Source organism: Massilia sp. ZL223 (assembly GCF_018119395.1).
In the GTDB taxonomy this organism is placed as follows: domain Bacteria; phylum Pseudomonadota; class Gammaproteobacteria; order Burkholderiales; family Burkholderiaceae_D; genus Telluria.
In genome coordinates this window covers 136,423-149,198 of record NZ_JAGPWD010000004.1, presented here as the reverse complement: position 1 = coordinate 149,198, position 12,776 = coordinate 136,423, and the positions used below count along the sequence as shown (strand labels likewise).

Here is a 12,776-nt window from a genome sequence, read left to right as displayed (position 1 = left end):
TAACGGAGAGAGACCGATGCTGGACAAGATCAGTAAGAAAATTCTGGCCGAATTGCAGAATGACGGGCGAATAAGCAACGTCGAACTGGCCGCACGGGTCAACCTGTCCCCCGCCGCCTGCCTGGAACGCGTGCGCAAGCTGCATGAGTCCGGTTATATCCAGGGTTATACGGCCCAGCTCAATCCCCAGCTGCTGGATGTCTCGCTGCTGGTGTTCATCGAGGTCGTACTGGATCGTACCACTCCTGAAGTCTTCGATGCATTCAAACAGAGCGTCCAGATGATCCCGGAAGTCCTGGAATGCCATATGGTGGCAGGCGGTTTCGACTACCTGGTCAAGGCGCGCGTGAAGGATATGGCGGCTTACCGTGAATTCCTGGGCAAGACGCTGCTGCAGAAGGGCGTGCGCGAGACGCACACCTATGCGGTGATGGAAGAAGTCAAGAACACGACCAAGCTGCCCATTCGTTGAGCAGACCGGGCGCGGGAGCTGGCCCCAGCCCCGCGCACCAGGGCATTACACCACCTTGCGCGCGCCCGTCTTCGGCGATGCGCTCTCCGCCATACTTTCCAGGTTCTTGCGCAGCCAGCGGTGCGCCGGGCTGCGGCCGTCGCGCTCGTGCCAGAGCATGTCCAGGTGCACGGCCGGCAGCTGGAAAGGCAGCTCGCGCCAGACCAGCACATCGGTCATGCCGGTCGAGACCATCAGGTGCTTCGGCAGCACCGTAATCAGATCCGAATTCGCCACCACGCGCCCTGCCGTGAAGAACTGATTCACCGTCAGCAGGATGCGGCGTTCGCGGCCGATCTGGGCCAGCGCTTCGTCGACCAGGCCGTGCGCCCGTCCCGAGAAGCTCACCAGGAGGTGGTTGGCCTTGCAATAAGTGTCCAGGTCCAGCTTTTCCTTGGCCAGCGGGTGGTCCTTGCGCATCACGCACACATAGACCCCCGAATACAGGCGCTCGTGGCGGATCGGCGAGCCGGTCTCGTAGGACAGCTGGGCCGCCACGCCCGGGAAAAAGCCCACCGCCAGGTCGATGTCGCCGCGCAGCAGCATGGGACGCGGTTCGCGCGTGGTCAGCGGCACCATGCGGATGTTCACGCCCGGCGCCTCGCTTTCGATCGAACGCATCAGGGACGGCAGCCACAGCGCGGCGGTGGCGTCGGCCATCGCCATGCGGAAGGTGGCCTGGGCCTTGGAAACGTCGAAGGTTTCCGGCATCACGGCCGCTTCCAGCGCCGCCAGGGCCTGGCGCACGGCCGGCCACAGCGCTTCGGCGCGCGGCGTCGGCTTGACGCCATAGGCGGTGCGGATCAGGAGTTCGTCGCCCAGGCTTTCCCGCAAACGCTTGATGGCGTTGGAGACTGCCGGCTGGGTCATCGCCAGGTGGCCGGCGGCGCGGGTCAGGTTTTGCTCGGTCATCACCGCGTCGAAAACGCGCAGCAGGTTCAGGTCAAGCGTCAGGAAGCTCATGGGAACTCGGGGAGGACTGTTGTGTGCACACAAGTGTACATCAAATCATTCACAAACAGTATAAGCACTATCAACAAACGGAATTAGATTTATATGTTGCGTTGCACTATATTTCACACCATACCATATTGAGCTAGATCATGTCCGCTGCAACTACCCTACTCCAGACCGCCGCCACCTTGCCTTACGGCCAGGTGTTCCGCACTACTGCGACCTTGGCGCTGCTGGGTGGTACGGCCATGTTCTTCCGTCCGCTGCTGGTCGGCATCGGCCGCGCCTTGTTCCTGACCGTGCGCCCGCGCCGCACCAAGGCCGAGCTGGCCGCGCGCCAGGCCCAGCGCGATGCGCTGGCGCGCGAACGCCGGGCTGCGGGCCTGAACGAGGTCGAGGCCGCCGAAGTACGCGCCATGGCCTGCCGCCACTAAGCGCCACCAGCACTCCCGATTTCTCCGTGTAGCGCGGTGTCCGGAAACGGATACCGCGTTTTTTTTCGTCCGCCTTCCCCGTCTGCCGCCGAAGTCGATGCCGCGGCTATATCCCTTTCGTTTTCTCCTCTGATATGCCGACCATTCCGGGCGCATGCATGGGTGACTCTTCGTCACCGGGGTTTTCTTGGGTATTCGATTTAACAAATATCACAAAGAGTAGATATTGGGATTTTCAGGGATTGATACAAAAATGCGAGTTCGCGTATGAATGCGTGATCAAAGAGCGACAAAATATCGTTGTTAAGCGAAGATCTTGTAAGTCGGCTGTTCTTCTATCGCTTCCTGAAAAATTGATATATTTGGAGACGTTGTCCCTATTTTGGCGCATCAATTAAATCAGAAGAATACCTATTACACGAATTTCACATTCAATAGGTCGTTGTAAATTACTTCCGGTAAAGACGACGGACGAAGGAAAGAACCGGCGTGGGCATGACCCTAGCCGGTTCATAGGACAGCTCTTCAGGGAATTATTTGCGTTCGCAGTTGATGCCGTCTGACTCGCGCTCGATGGCGGTGATCACCGCCTCCGTATCGGTGCGCTGGGCGAGCTCATCCGCCTCCTCGTCGACCTTGTTCCTGACCCCGGGCATGTCGCGGCGCAGCTCTTCGAGCATCTGGATGATCTTGCTGGTCTTTTCGTCCGCCAGCAGGCTGACCTGCAGGTCGACATGGGCGTGGTGGTTGGCGAGCTTGGACATGCGATTCTGGCGAATCAGCACGGCGGTGGAAATGATGAAGGCGTTCAGGCCGATGAGGCCCTGGAGCCAGAAGAAGGGAGGCTCGTCGATCTGCGTGAAGCCGATATTGGGTGCGACAAGGTTCCAGGCGATCCAGCACACTGCGAACACGAGATTGGCGGCGACATAGGCCGGCGTGCCCAGGACCAGGCTCACCCGCTCGAAAAAGGCCTGGGCTGGGGACAACTGCTCCTTCTTGCGCTCGTGAAATTCCGCAATCGTGCCGAGGTTCTCGTGCACTGAATGGGGGAGCTTGCCGGCCAGATCGTCGTCTTGAGCATCCATGAAAGGAGCATAGCATGCCCTATCGATCGATTTCCGAGCTGCCGCCGCACGTGCGCGCGGGCCTGCCGGACTATGCGCTGGAGACCTACCAGGCAGTATTCAACGAGGTGTGGGACGAAGTGGCGGAACGCGGCGAGGCGCGCGAACGGACCGCGCACATGGTGGCGTGGAAGACCGCGGTGAAGAGGAAATACAGGAAAAGCGAGGAGACCGGCGACTGGGAGCCGGTCTTGTAATCAGGCCGCCGTCTTGGCGGCAGTCAGGCGCTCGTACTTGGCCAGCAGTTGCTCGCGCGATTCGCGCCAGTCGGGATGCAGGGGAATGCAGGCCACCGGGCAGACCTGCTGGCATTGCGGCTCGTCGAAGTGACCGACGCATTCGGTGCACTTGTTCGGATCGATCTGGTAGAACTCTTCGCCCATAGCAATCGCTTCGTTCGGGCACTCGGGCTCGCACACGTCGCAATTGATGCAGTCGTCGGTAATCAAAAGGGCCATGCTACTTCTCGCTCAGGCTTTCGGTGCGGCCGCCATGGTGGCGATTTTCTTTTGCAGCCAGCGGTCGACCGAGGGGAAGACAAATTTCGACACATCGCCGCCCAGCAGCGCGATTTCGCGCACGATGGTGCCCGAAATGAACTGGTACTGGTCGGACGGGGTCAGGAACATGGTTTCGACATCGGGCAGCAGGTAGCGGTTCATGCCCGCCATCTGGAACTCGTATTCGAAATCCGATACCGCGCGCAGGCCGCGCACGATCACACGGGCATCGTGCTCGCGCACGAAATCCTTGAGCAGTCCCGAGAAACTCTCGACCTGCACGTTCGGATAATGGCCCAGCACTTCCTTGGCGATCTCGAGCCGTTCGTCGAGCGTAAAGAATGGACGCTTGTTCTTGCTGTCTGCAACGCCGACGATCAGACGGTCGAACAGGCCGGATGCACGACGCACCAAATCCTCGTGGCCGCGGGTCAGCGGATCGAACGTACCTGGATAAACGGCTACAACCATTGCGGCTCCTGAGAATGCCCTGTTAAAGGCGCATTATGCCTGAAAAACCGGCAACCGCCCCAGGGTGGGGCGGCTTTTGCTCAATTCTTGTGCAGAATCGTCGCTTAGGTTTTGTTTTTGTGCAACTTGAGCAGGTGGTAATAGACCATGCCGGCTTTATCGGCGCGTACCGCTTCCCAGCCGCCCAGCCATTCCGGCCTGTCCTCGCCTTCTTCCAGGGGCAGGGCCGCTTCGGCTTCGGCATAGACCATGCCGTCCTCCTTCAGCAGCGCCGGGCACAGGGGCAAGGTCTTGGCCAGGAGTTCTTGTTGATAAGGCGGATCGAGGAAGATCACATCGAAGCGCTGGCCGCGCGCGGCCATGTCGCGCAACATCGTGACGGCGTCCGCGCGCAAGACGGTGATGTTGCCGGCCTTGAGCTTGTCGCGGTTCGCTTCGAGCTGGCGTACTGCCGGGCCATGGTTGTCGATCATCGTCACCGAGGCGGCGCCGCGGCTGGCCGCTTCGAAACCCAGGGCGCCGGAGCCGGCGAAGGGATCGAGGACGGTGACGCCTTCCCAGTCGCCGCCGAGCTGGTGGTTGATCCAGTTGAAGACCGTTTCGCGGACCCGGTCCGGCGTCGGGCGCAGGCCAAGGGCGTCGACAACGGGGAGAAGGCTGCGTTTCCAGGCGCCGCCGATGATGCGGACCTGGTGCTGCGCCATGCGCGGCGCGCCATGGGGCTTGGGGTGGGACTTTTTCTGCATGGGCGGCACTATAGCATGGGCCCCGCTCCCCTTTTTCTCGCTACTTGCCGGCCGCCAAGGCCTGGAAATCCTGGATCCAGCCTTGCATGCGCTGCTGGGCATGGGCTTTTTGCGCCGGGGTCGCCGTGCGGATCGCGGTCAGGATGTACTTCGTGGTCTGGTCGATGTAGTTGTCGTAGAAGGATTTGCGCTCGGGCGACTCGAGGCGGCCGAAGATATCGCGCAGCATGGCCTGGACCTGGGCCGTCGTCTGTTCGCGGTTCAATTTCTCCAGCTGTACCTTGCGCAGCATGGCCAGGATGCGGCGCTGGCGCCACTGGCGTTCCTCCAGCCAGATGTGGGCGTCGAGCGGACGCGCGTCCGAGGCCCGGCGCATGATCGTTTCCTGCTCGCTGGTGAAATTGCCGAACCAGAGCTCGAACTGCTCCATCGATTTCTTGTAGCGGGCCTTCTGGCGTTTTTCCGCGTCGCCGGTGACGAACTTGCGGCGGTATTCTTCGTTCTTCTTGTTGAATTTGCTTTCGATGTTGCCGATCTGCTCCGGTGTGATCGACATCGCCAGGGTGGTCATCTCGGGCACGGCGTGCAGCGCCAGGCGCTCGCCGCGCACGCGCATCTCGCGGTAGCCGGTGATCAGGACGGCCTGGGTGGGAGTGCCGCCCAGCTCTCGCTGGAAAGTTCCCAGCAAGGCAGCGTAATCCTTGAGCTGGGTCTGGCGGTGCCACTGGAATAACTTATTGATGTCGCGCTTGGCGACGTCGGCTTGGGTACCTTCGAAGTCGACGTAGGAATCCAACCACCAGTAAAGTAAAGTGTCGCCCTGGTTGTAGGTGAAGCGGATCGTGCTGCAGCCCGCCACCAGCGCCAGCAGCGCAATGGCCAACAGGGCAAATGTGCGCCGGAACAAGGAATCTGGCGTGCTAAAATTTTTCATATTTTCAACTTTTTCGAGAACGGCTTATGAACGTAGTGATCCTCGCCGCCGGCATGGGTAAGCGCATGCAATCCGCACTGCCAAAAGTTCTGCATCCGCTGGCTGGGAAGCCACTGTTGCAGCATGTCATTGACACCGCCCGCAGCCTCAAGCCGAGCAAATTATGCGTGATTTATGGTCACGGGGGCGCAGCGGTGCCCGAGATGGTGGCCAAGCTGGCAGAATCCACCGGCGCCGCGATCGACACCGCCCTGCAGCAGCCGCAGCTGGGCACCGGCCACGCCGTGATGCAGGCCGTGCCGCAGATCGATGAAAACGCACCCACCCTGGTGCTGTACGGCGACGTACCGCTGACCACTGCCGATTCGCTGCAGCGCCTGGTCGAGGCCGCCGGTAAGGACAAGCTGGCGATCCTGACCGTCGAGCAGGCCAATCCCTTCGGCCTGGGCCGCATCGTCCGCGAGAACGGCAATATCGTGCGCATCGTCGAGGAAAAGGATGCCAACGAGGCGGAACGCGCGATCCGCGAGATCAACAGCGGCATCATGGTCATCCCCACCAGCCGCCTGAAGAGCTGGCTGGAATCGCTGTCGAACAACAATGCGCAGGGCGAGTACTACCTGACCGACATCGTCGCCAAGGCCGTAGCCGAGGGCGTGCCGGTCGTGTCCGCCCAGCCGTCGGCGGAGTGGGAAGTGGCCGGCGTCAACAGCAAGGTCCAGCTGGCCGAGCTGGAGCGTCGTCATCAACTGAATATCGCCACTGCCCTGCTGGAAAAAGGCGTCACCCTGATGGATCCGGCGCGCATCGATGTGCGCGGCGAACTGGTTTGCGGCCGCGATGTCGTGATCGACGTCGGCTGCGTGTTCGAGGGCCGCGTGGAAATTGCCGACGGCGTCACGATCGGACCGAACTGCGTGCTGGTGAACGCCAGGATCGGCGCGGGCGCCCAGATCAAGCCCTTCTGCCACATCGAAGACGCCGTGGTGGGCGACAAGTCGCAGATCGGCCCGTATGCGCGCCTGCGTCCGGGCACCCAGCTGGGTGAGGACGTCCATGTGGGTAACTTCGTCGAGATCAAGAACAGCACCGTCGCCGCGCACTCGAAGGCCAACCACCTGGCCTACGTGGGCGACGCCACCGTGGGTTCGCGCGTGAACATCGGCGCGGGCACCATCACCTGCAATTACGACGGCGCCAACAAGTTCCGCACCGTGATCGAGGACGACGCCTTCATCGGCAGCGACAGCCAGCTGGTGGCCCCGGTCACCGTGGGCGCGGGCGCCACCCTGGGTGCGGGCACCACCCTCACCAAGGACGCACCGGCCGGCAAGCTGACCATCTCGCGCCCGAAACAAATGACCATCGAAAACTGGAAGCGCCCGGTGAAGGTGAAGAAGTAATCCACCGGATACCGACAGGGTAATCACAGGAAAAACACAAGAAAAACACAGGGTAATCACATGCTTATCCTGTGGTTTTCAAAGGGGTCTTCCACATAGTTATCCACAGTCGAGCCTCAGGCTCAGCCTCTACATCGTCGTTCCCGCGCAGGCGGGAACCCAAGTTTGCATGAGTAGCAATTAGCTCTCAATCAAACCGCAATCCGCGTATCAAACTTACTGCGATGCGTAGAAAAATACGCCTTCACATTCCGCACATTCGCGTGGGATGTGAACAAGCGATGCGCCAGCGCGTGATACGCCGGCATATCCGGCACCTGCACGATCAGCACGAAATCCGGCCCCGGCGCCACACGGTAGCACTGCATCACCGCGCTTTCCAGCGCCGCCAGCTTCTCGAACTGGTCCATGCGCTCGGCAGCCTGCACATCGAGCGTGATCTCGACGATGGCCGTCAGCCGGGCGCCGACCTTGTCCGGATTCACGATCGCCACCTGGCGCTCGATGACCCCTCCCTCGGTCAACTGCTTGACGCGGCGTAGGCAAGTAGGCGGCGAGACATGCACCAGTTCCGCCAGTTCGGCGTTCGTATGCGATGCATCAGTCTGCAGTGTGTTCAGGATGCGACGATCTAGTTCGTCGAGGATGGGTTCTTCTGTCATCGCCGTGAAATATTATTAAAATATGTTCGATGAAATGAAAGAAAATTTCATCAATATAGGGTCATGAAATAATCTAACAAAAACAGGTGGATTCTGAAAGCTTATTTCACGACAGTTGCCCTAGCATAGCTTTAGTTAACAATTTTTAATGAGGTAGAAGCCATGTGCGGTATCGTCGGTGCAGTCGCCAAGCGCAACATCACTCCCGTCCTGATCGAAGGCCTGAAGCGCCTGGAATACCGGGGCTATGACTCCTGCGGCGTCGCCGTCCACCTCGACGGCCGCCTGACCCGTTCGCGCAGCACCTCGCGCGTGGCCGACCTCGAATCCCAGGTCCGCGAAGCGCGCCTGGACGGCTTCACCGGTATCGCCCACACCCGCTGGGCCACCCACGGTGCGCCGGCGTCGCACAACGCCCACCCGCACTTCTCGCCGAACGAAGAGACCGCGCGCATCGCACTTGTCCACAACGGCATCATCGAAAACCACGACGAGCTGCGCCAGGAGCTGACCAGCCTCGGCTACGTGTTCCAGAGCCAGACCGACACCGAAGTCATCGCCCACCTGGTCGACCACATGTACAACGGCGACCTGTTCGACACCGTGCAGCAAGCCGTCAAGCGCCTGCACGGCGCCTACGCGATCGCCGTGTTCTGCCGCGAAGAGCCGCACCGCGTGGTCGCCGCGCGCCAGGGTTCGCCGCTGATCGTCGGCGTGGGCGAGAACGAGAACTTCGTCGCTTCGGACGCGATGGCGCTGGCCGGCACCACCGACCAGATCATCTACCTGGAAGAAGGCGACGTGGTCGACCTGCAACTGGCCCGCTACTGGATCGTCGACGCCGAAGGCCGCTCGGTCGAGCGCGAAGTCAAGACCGTGCACGCCCACACCGGCGCGGCCGAGCTGGGCCCATACCGCCATTACATGCAGAAGGAAATCTTCGAGCAGCCGCGCGTCATCGGCGACACCCTGGAAGGCGTCACCGGCATCATGCCGGAACTGTTCGGCGACGGCGCCTACGGCGTGTTCAAGGAAATCGACCGCGTGCTGATCCTGGCCTGCGGCACCAGCTACTACGCCGGCCTGACCGCCAAGTACTGGATCGAATGCATCGCCAAGGTCCCGGTCAACGTCGAGATCGCCAGCGAATACCGCTACCGCGACAGCGTGCCGCACCCGCAGACCCTGGTCGTGACCATCTCGCAGAGCGGCGAGACGGCCGATACCCTGGCCGCGCTGAAGCACGCACGCAGCCTGGGCATGCCGCACACCCTGACCATCTGCAACGTCTCCACCAGCGCGATGGTGCGCGAGTGCAAGCTGGCCTACATCACCCGCGCCGGCGTCGAAGTCGGCGTGGCCTCGACCAAGGCCTTCACCACCCAGCTGGCTGCGCTGTTCCTGCTGACCCTGACCCTGGCACAAGTCAACGGCCGCCTGAGCGACGCGGAAGAAGCCGAGCACCTCAAGCAGATGCGCCACCTGCCGGTCGCGCTGTCCTCGGTGCTGGCGCTCGAGCCGCAGATCATGGCCTGGGCCGAAGAATTCGCACGCAAGGAAAACGCCCTGTTCCTGGGCCGCGGCATGCACTACCCGATCGCCCTGGAAGGCGCGCTCAAGCTCAAGGAAATCTCGTACATCCACGCCGAAGCCTACCCGGCAGGCGAGCTGAAGCACGGCCCGCTGGCGCTGGTAACCGAAGAGATGCCGGTGGTCACGATCGCCCCGAACGATGCGCTGCTGGAAAAGCTGAAGTCGAACATGCAGGAAGTGCGCGCCCGCGGCGGCCAGCTGTACGTGTTCGCTGACGTCGACTCGCGCATCACCTCGGGCGACGGCCTGCATGTGATCCGCCTGCCGGAGCACTACGGCGAGCTGTCGCCGATCCTGCACGTGGCTGCGCTGCAGCTGCTGGCCTACCACACCGCGCTGGCGCGCGGTACCGATGTGGACAAGCCGCGTAACTTGGCGAAGTCGGTGACGGTGGAATAAGTTTTCTACAGTTTGCTCTGCTAACACGTATAAATAGAGACTGACTGACTATGGGCTCCGACACTTTGTGTCGGGGCCCTTTTTCATTTAACGGCGCCAATATGTATGTGGCAATCCAAGCAAGAGAGCAAGCAGCTCGGCGAGCTTCGCCGAGACCCCGCCTTAAGTCTTTCGCAATGTCGAGTCCAATGTTGATCCTGTTCAGTTTCATATTGACAGCATCAGGGTAAGGTAGCCGCTAACTTTTTCTTTGCGACTACGGCCACGCCAGCGGCCAACCGGAGGCAAACAATGGGCGAACGTCAGGAAGTCTCAGCTGCGCTCTCGGCGTTCAGCGATGCATCCCAGCACAAGCGGCTCATGCGAATGGACTTTCCTTGCGAGGATGGCCCGCCCGCGATTCTCTTGCCGAACAAGCTGGTTTTTCATGAGGCGATTTCCCGCTGCTTCCGGGGTGTGGCTGAGTTATTGTCCGACGATCCACGCATTCCGCTAAAAACCGTCATTGGAAAAATGGCGACCATTTCCCTGGTGCGGGAGGATGGATCGTTACGCTACTTCAACGGCTATATCACCGAATTCCGTTTCCTGCGCAGCGACGGTGGCTTCGCCTTTTACCAGATGGTGTTCGAACCCTGGCTCGCGTTCGCCCGGCTGCGCAAAGACTGCGTCTCGTTCCATAACAAGACCGTGCGCGAGATTACCGAAGGAACCCTCAAGCACTACCGCCAAGCCGACTGGGACATGCGCCTGACTGGCGAAGATCCGCAGCTCACCGTTGCCAACCAGTACAACGAGACCGACTATAACCACCTGCACCGGCGCTGGGAAGCGCTTGGACTGCACTATTGGTACGAGCACGAATTCGGCCGCCACAAGCTCATCATTTCGGACAACAGCTTGCTGGCTGAGCCGATCGGCGAGGAAGCGTACGTGATCTCGTTCCACGATCAGAGCGGCTCGCGCGAGGACGACGGCATCCATGAGTGGGCCGCAATCCGGCGTCTCGGCTCGGGCCAGACCACCCTCACGAGCTTCGACTACAAGAATCCTAGAGTCCAACACGTCGACGCGCTTTCCATGAACCGGCAAGGCGACTCCCCTGCTTACGAGATCCACGAAGATCTTGGCGCCTATGGTTTTCGCCTGTACGGCGATGGTGGACAGTTGGCGGCGCGGCGCATGGACGAAGCAGACAAGGACACTCGGTATTTCGAGGCAGCGGGCAATGAGCGATGTGTACTGCCCGGCCGCACCTTCAAGCTCGGCGGCCACTTCAGCGCCGAGTCGCGCTCAGGGAAATACGACCGCGAATCGCGTGGCAGTATCAAGGACCGCTTCTACTTGATCTTGTCCGCCGACCATGAGATATCCAATAATTACCAGGTCGGCCCGAGCGTACCGTCGCACTACAAGAACCGCTTCACCTGCATCCGCAAGGATATCCGGTGGCGTCCTGGCCTGCACTACAACAGCGAGCCTGTGATCTATACGGGATTGCACACGGCAATCGTCGTCGGCCCGGCCGGCGCCGACATCCACACGGATGGCTACGGTCGCGTCAAGCTGCAGTTCCACTGGGACCGGCTGGGCAAGTACGACGAGTACAGCTCGCCATGGATCAGGGTATTGAGCCCGGCCGCCGGCGACGAATTCGGGCAGATCCGCCTGCCACGCGTGGGTGAGGAAGTGGCCGTTGTCTATCCCAATGGGAACATCGACCATCCCCTGATCCTTGGCGCGCTCTACAACCAGGCCCACATGCCGCCGTGGTCACTGCCACAGCAGCAGTCGCTGGCTGGCCTACGCAGCCGGGAGCTGGGCGGCGGCAGGCGCGGCAACCATCTCGTCCTGGACGATACGAAAGAACAGATCCAGGTGCAGCTCAAAAGCGACCACCAGTGCAGCCAGCTGTCGCTCGGCCACATCACGCGCATCGAGGACACCGCCGGCCGCAAGGATGCGCGTGGCGAAGGCTGGGAGCTGCGTACCGATGGGCACGGCGTGGCGCGTGCCGCCAAAGGGCTCCTGATCACGACCGAAGCGCGACAGGGCGCCCGCGGGCCGATCAAGGATATGGGGGAAACGGCAAAGCGACTGGATGCCGCACACAAGCTGCACGACGATCAAGCCACGGCCGCGTTGCAGGGCCTGGCCCAGGAAGGCGGGCAGCAACACGACGTCGTGGACGTGTTGAAGGCACAGAATGAAGAGGTACGCGGCGCCGGCGAACAATTCCCCGAACTTTCCCAACCCCACCTCATCCTGGCCAGTCCAGCAGGAATCGAGACGAGCTCGGCGCAGTCGACTCACATCGCCAGCGCCGAGCATACGGCGCTCACTGCCGGACGCAGCCTCTCGATAGCAACGGGCGACAGCCTGTTTGCGAGCGTCAAGCAGACCTTCCGTCTGTTCGTCCACAAGGCGGGCATGAAGCTGATTGCGGCGTCCGGCAAGATCACGGTGCAGGCGCATGACGACGATATCCAGCTTATCGCCCATAAGGTCCTGTCCTTGATCAGCCAATCCGACTGGGTCGACATCAGAGGGAAGAAAGGGGTGCGGCTGCACGGCCCCGGGGCCATGGTCGAAATCACCGACCGCATGCAGGTCTTCGCGCCCAAGCCGGCGCTATTTCACGGCAACCTCGAGACCCTCGCGCCCCAGAACCGGCCGCAGCCATCGGTGGAGCACAAGATCACGATTACGGAGCCGAAGCCGCCGGAAGGTCAGAAGCAGTTGCTCTTCATGCTGCAAACGCATGCTGGAAATGGACGCGCGTTCGCGAACGTCCCTTACGCACTCTACAAGAACGGCAGCCAGGTCGACGAGGGCATCACCGACGATCTTGGGCGTATCGCCATCGAGCATGCGAGCGGCACCCAGGAATACACGGTCGAGCTGGCGAACGGCGATAAGTTCGACCTGAAAGCTTGGGAGAAGTTTGATCCTACGGACAAAGCCTTGCACCGCGAGCAGCTTCTTTCGAATGAGGGGGCACGCGCACTGGACGGATCGCTGGAAGGCCGTACCTATTCCTGA

13 protein-coding genes are annotated in these 12,776 nt (G+C 61.3%); 6 read left to right on the top strand and 7 right to left on the bottom strand.

Going from position 1 to position 12,776, the window contains the following annotated elements:
* Positions 1 to 16: 16 nt before the first annotated feature.
* Positions 17 to 472, top strand: a complete 456-nt coding sequence (locus KBW95_RS04650) for an Lrp/AsnC ligand binding domain-containing protein (RefSeq protein WP_211518786.1) — start codon at positions 17 to 19, stop codon at positions 470 to 472.
* Between the two features lie 45 nt (positions 473 to 517).
* On the opposite strand, the gene KBW95_RS04645 is transcribed toward KBW95_RS04650, so the two are convergent.
* Entirely contained in the window at positions 518 to 1,474 is a 957-nt protein-coding gene (locus KBW95_RS04645; protein WP_211523013.1) for a LysR family transcriptional regulator, read from the bottom strand.
* Between the two features lie 140 nt (positions 1,475 to 1,614).
* Here KBW95_RS04645 and KBW95_RS04640 point away from each other — a divergent pair, with 140 nt between their 5' ends.
* Positions 1,615 to 1,899, top strand: a complete 285-nt coding sequence (locus KBW95_RS04640) for a hypothetical protein (protein WP_211523012.1) — start codon at positions 1,615 to 1,617, stop codon at positions 1,897 to 1,899.
* Positions 1,900 to 2,432: 533 nt separating this feature from the next.
* Here the strand turns inward: KBW95_RS04640 and KBW95_RS04635 are convergent.
* Positions 2,433 to 2,987 carry a DUF1003 domain-containing protein gene (locus tag KBW95_RS04635; RefSeq protein ID WP_211523011.1) on the bottom strand — a complete coding sequence of 185 codons (555 nt, stop codon included), beginning with the start codon at positions 2,985 to 2,987 and terminating at the stop codon, positions 2,433 to 2,435.
* A 14-nt stretch (positions 2,988 to 3,001) separates the two neighbouring features.
* On the opposite strand from KBW95_RS04635, the gene KBW95_RS04630 reads away from it, so the two are divergent.
* Entirely contained in the window at positions 3,002 to 3,223 is a 222-nt protein-coding gene (locus KBW95_RS04630; RefSeq protein WP_211523010.1) for a ChaB family protein, read from the top strand.
* Here the strand turns inward: KBW95_RS04630 and KBW95_RS04625 are convergent, their stop codons facing one another.
* The 4 genes from KBW95_RS04625 to KBW95_RS04610 form a co-directional block, all read right to left on the bottom strand.
* Positions 3,224 to 3,484: a YfhL family 4Fe-4S dicluster ferredoxin gene (locus tag KBW95_RS04625; RefSeq protein ID WP_211523009.1), complete on the bottom strand. Its 261-nt coding sequence runs from the start codon at positions 3,482 to 3,484 to the stop codon at positions 3,224 to 3,226.
* Positions 3,485 to 3,496: 12 nt separating this feature from the next.
* Positions 3,497 to 3,997 carry a pantetheine-phosphate adenylyltransferase gene (coaD, locus tag KBW95_RS04620; RefSeq protein ID WP_211523008.1) on the bottom strand — a complete coding sequence of 167 codons (501 nt, stop codon included), beginning with the start codon at positions 3,995 to 3,997 and terminating at the stop codon, positions 3,497 to 3,499.
* Positions 3,998 to 4,101: 104 nt separating this feature from the next.
* On the bottom strand, positions 4,102 to 4,743 hold the full coding sequence (gene rsmD / locus KBW95_RS04615; protein ID WP_229429547.1) for a 16S rRNA (guanine(966)-N(2))-methyltransferase RsmD: 642 nt from the start codon (positions 4,741 to 4,743) through the stop codon (positions 4,102 to 4,104).
* A gap of 40 nt (positions 4,744 to 4,783) precedes the next feature.
* Entirely contained in the window at positions 4,784 to 5,677 is an 894-nt protein-coding gene (locus KBW95_RS04610) for a DUF6279 family lipoprotein (protein ID WP_211527603.1), read from the bottom strand.
* Positions 5,678 to 5,703: 26 nt separating this feature from the next.
* Between KBW95_RS04610 and glmU the strand changes: the two genes are divergently transcribed.
* Complete coding sequence (glmU, locus tag KBW95_RS04605; RefSeq protein WP_211527602.1) at positions 5,704 to 7,080, top strand: bifunctional UDP-N-acetylglucosamine diphosphorylase/glucosamine-1-phosphate N-acetyltransferase GlmU; 1,377 nt, start codon at positions 5,704 to 5,706, stop codon at positions 7,078 to 7,080.
* A 191-nt stretch (positions 7,081 to 7,271) separates the two neighbouring features.
* Here glmU and KBW95_RS04600 read toward each other — a convergent pair whose 3' ends face one another.
* Complete coding sequence (locus KBW95_RS04600) at positions 7,272 to 7,742, bottom strand: Lrp/AsnC family transcriptional regulator (protein ID WP_211527601.1); 471 nt, start codon at positions 7,740 to 7,742, stop codon at positions 7,272 to 7,274.
* Between the two features lie 162 nt (positions 7,743 to 7,904).
* Here KBW95_RS04600 and glmS point away from each other — a divergent pair, with 162 nt between their 5' ends.
* Together glmS and KBW95_RS04590 are read left to right on the top strand one after the other, a co-directional pair.
* On the top strand, positions 7,905 to 9,734 hold the full coding sequence (gene glmS / locus KBW95_RS04595; RefSeq protein WP_211523004.1) for a glutamine--fructose-6-phosphate transaminase (isomerizing): 1,830 nt from the start codon (positions 7,905 to 7,907) through the stop codon (positions 9,732 to 9,734).
* Between the two features lie 291 nt (positions 9,735 to 10,025).
* The gene (locus KBW95_RS04590; protein WP_211527600.1) at positions 10,026 to 12,776 is read left to right on the top strand and encodes a type VI secretion system Vgr family protein; all 2,751 of its coding nucleotides are present in this window, start codon (positions 10,026 to 10,028) and stop codon (positions 12,774 to 12,776) included.

Bases quoted from the DNA above. Each gene is read 5' to 3' on its own strand.
- KBW95_RS04625 (WP_211523009.1), bottom strand. From the start codon at position 3,484: ATGGCCCTTTTGATTACCGACGACTGCATCAATTGCGACGTGTGCGAG.
- KBW95_RS04635 (WP_211523011.1), bottom strand. From the start codon at position 2,987: ATGGATGCTCAAGACGACGATCTGGCCGGCAAGCTCCCCCATTCAGTG.
- KBW95_RS04590 (WP_211527600.1), top strand. From the start codon at position 10,026: ATGGGCGAACGTCAGGAAGTCTCAGCTGCGCTCTCGGCGTTCAGCGAT.
- glmU (WP_211527602.1), top strand. From the start codon at position 5,704: ATGAACGTAGTGATCCTCGCCGCCGGCATGGGTAAGCGCATGCAATCC.
- KBW95_RS04600 (WP_211527601.1), bottom strand. From the start codon at position 7,742: ATGACAGAAGAACCCATCCTCGACGAACTAGATCGTCGCATCCTGAAC.
- rsmD (WP_229429547.1), bottom strand. From the start codon at position 4,743: ATGCAGAAAAAGTCCCACCCCAAGCCCCATGGCGCGCCGCGCATGGCG.
- KBW95_RS04610 (WP_211527603.1), bottom strand. From the start codon at position 5,677: ATGAAAAATTTTAGCACGCCAGATTCCTTGTTCCGGCGCACATTTGCC.
- coaD (WP_211523008.1), bottom strand. From the start codon at position 3,997: ATGGTTGTAGCCGTTTATCCAGGTACGTTCGATCCGCTGACCCGCGGC.
- KBW95_RS04645 (WP_211523013.1), bottom strand. From the start codon at position 1,474: ATGAGCTTCCTGACGCTTGACCTGAACCTGCTGCGCGTTTTCGACGCG.
- KBW95_RS04640 (WP_211523012.1), top strand. From the start codon at position 1,615: ATGTCCGCTGCAACTACCCTACTCCAGACCGCCGCCACCTTGCCTTAC.
- KBW95_RS04650 (WP_211518786.1), top strand. From the start codon at position 17: ATGCTGGACAAGATCAGTAAGAAAATTCTGGCCGAATTGCAGAATGAC.
- glmS (WP_211523004.1), top strand. From the start codon at position 7,905: ATGTGCGGTATCGTCGGTGCAGTCGCCAAGCGCAACATCACTCCCGTC.
- KBW95_RS04630 (WP_211523010.1), top strand. From the start codon at position 3,002: ATGCCCTATCGATCGATTTCCGAGCTGCCGCCGCACGTGCGCGCGGGC.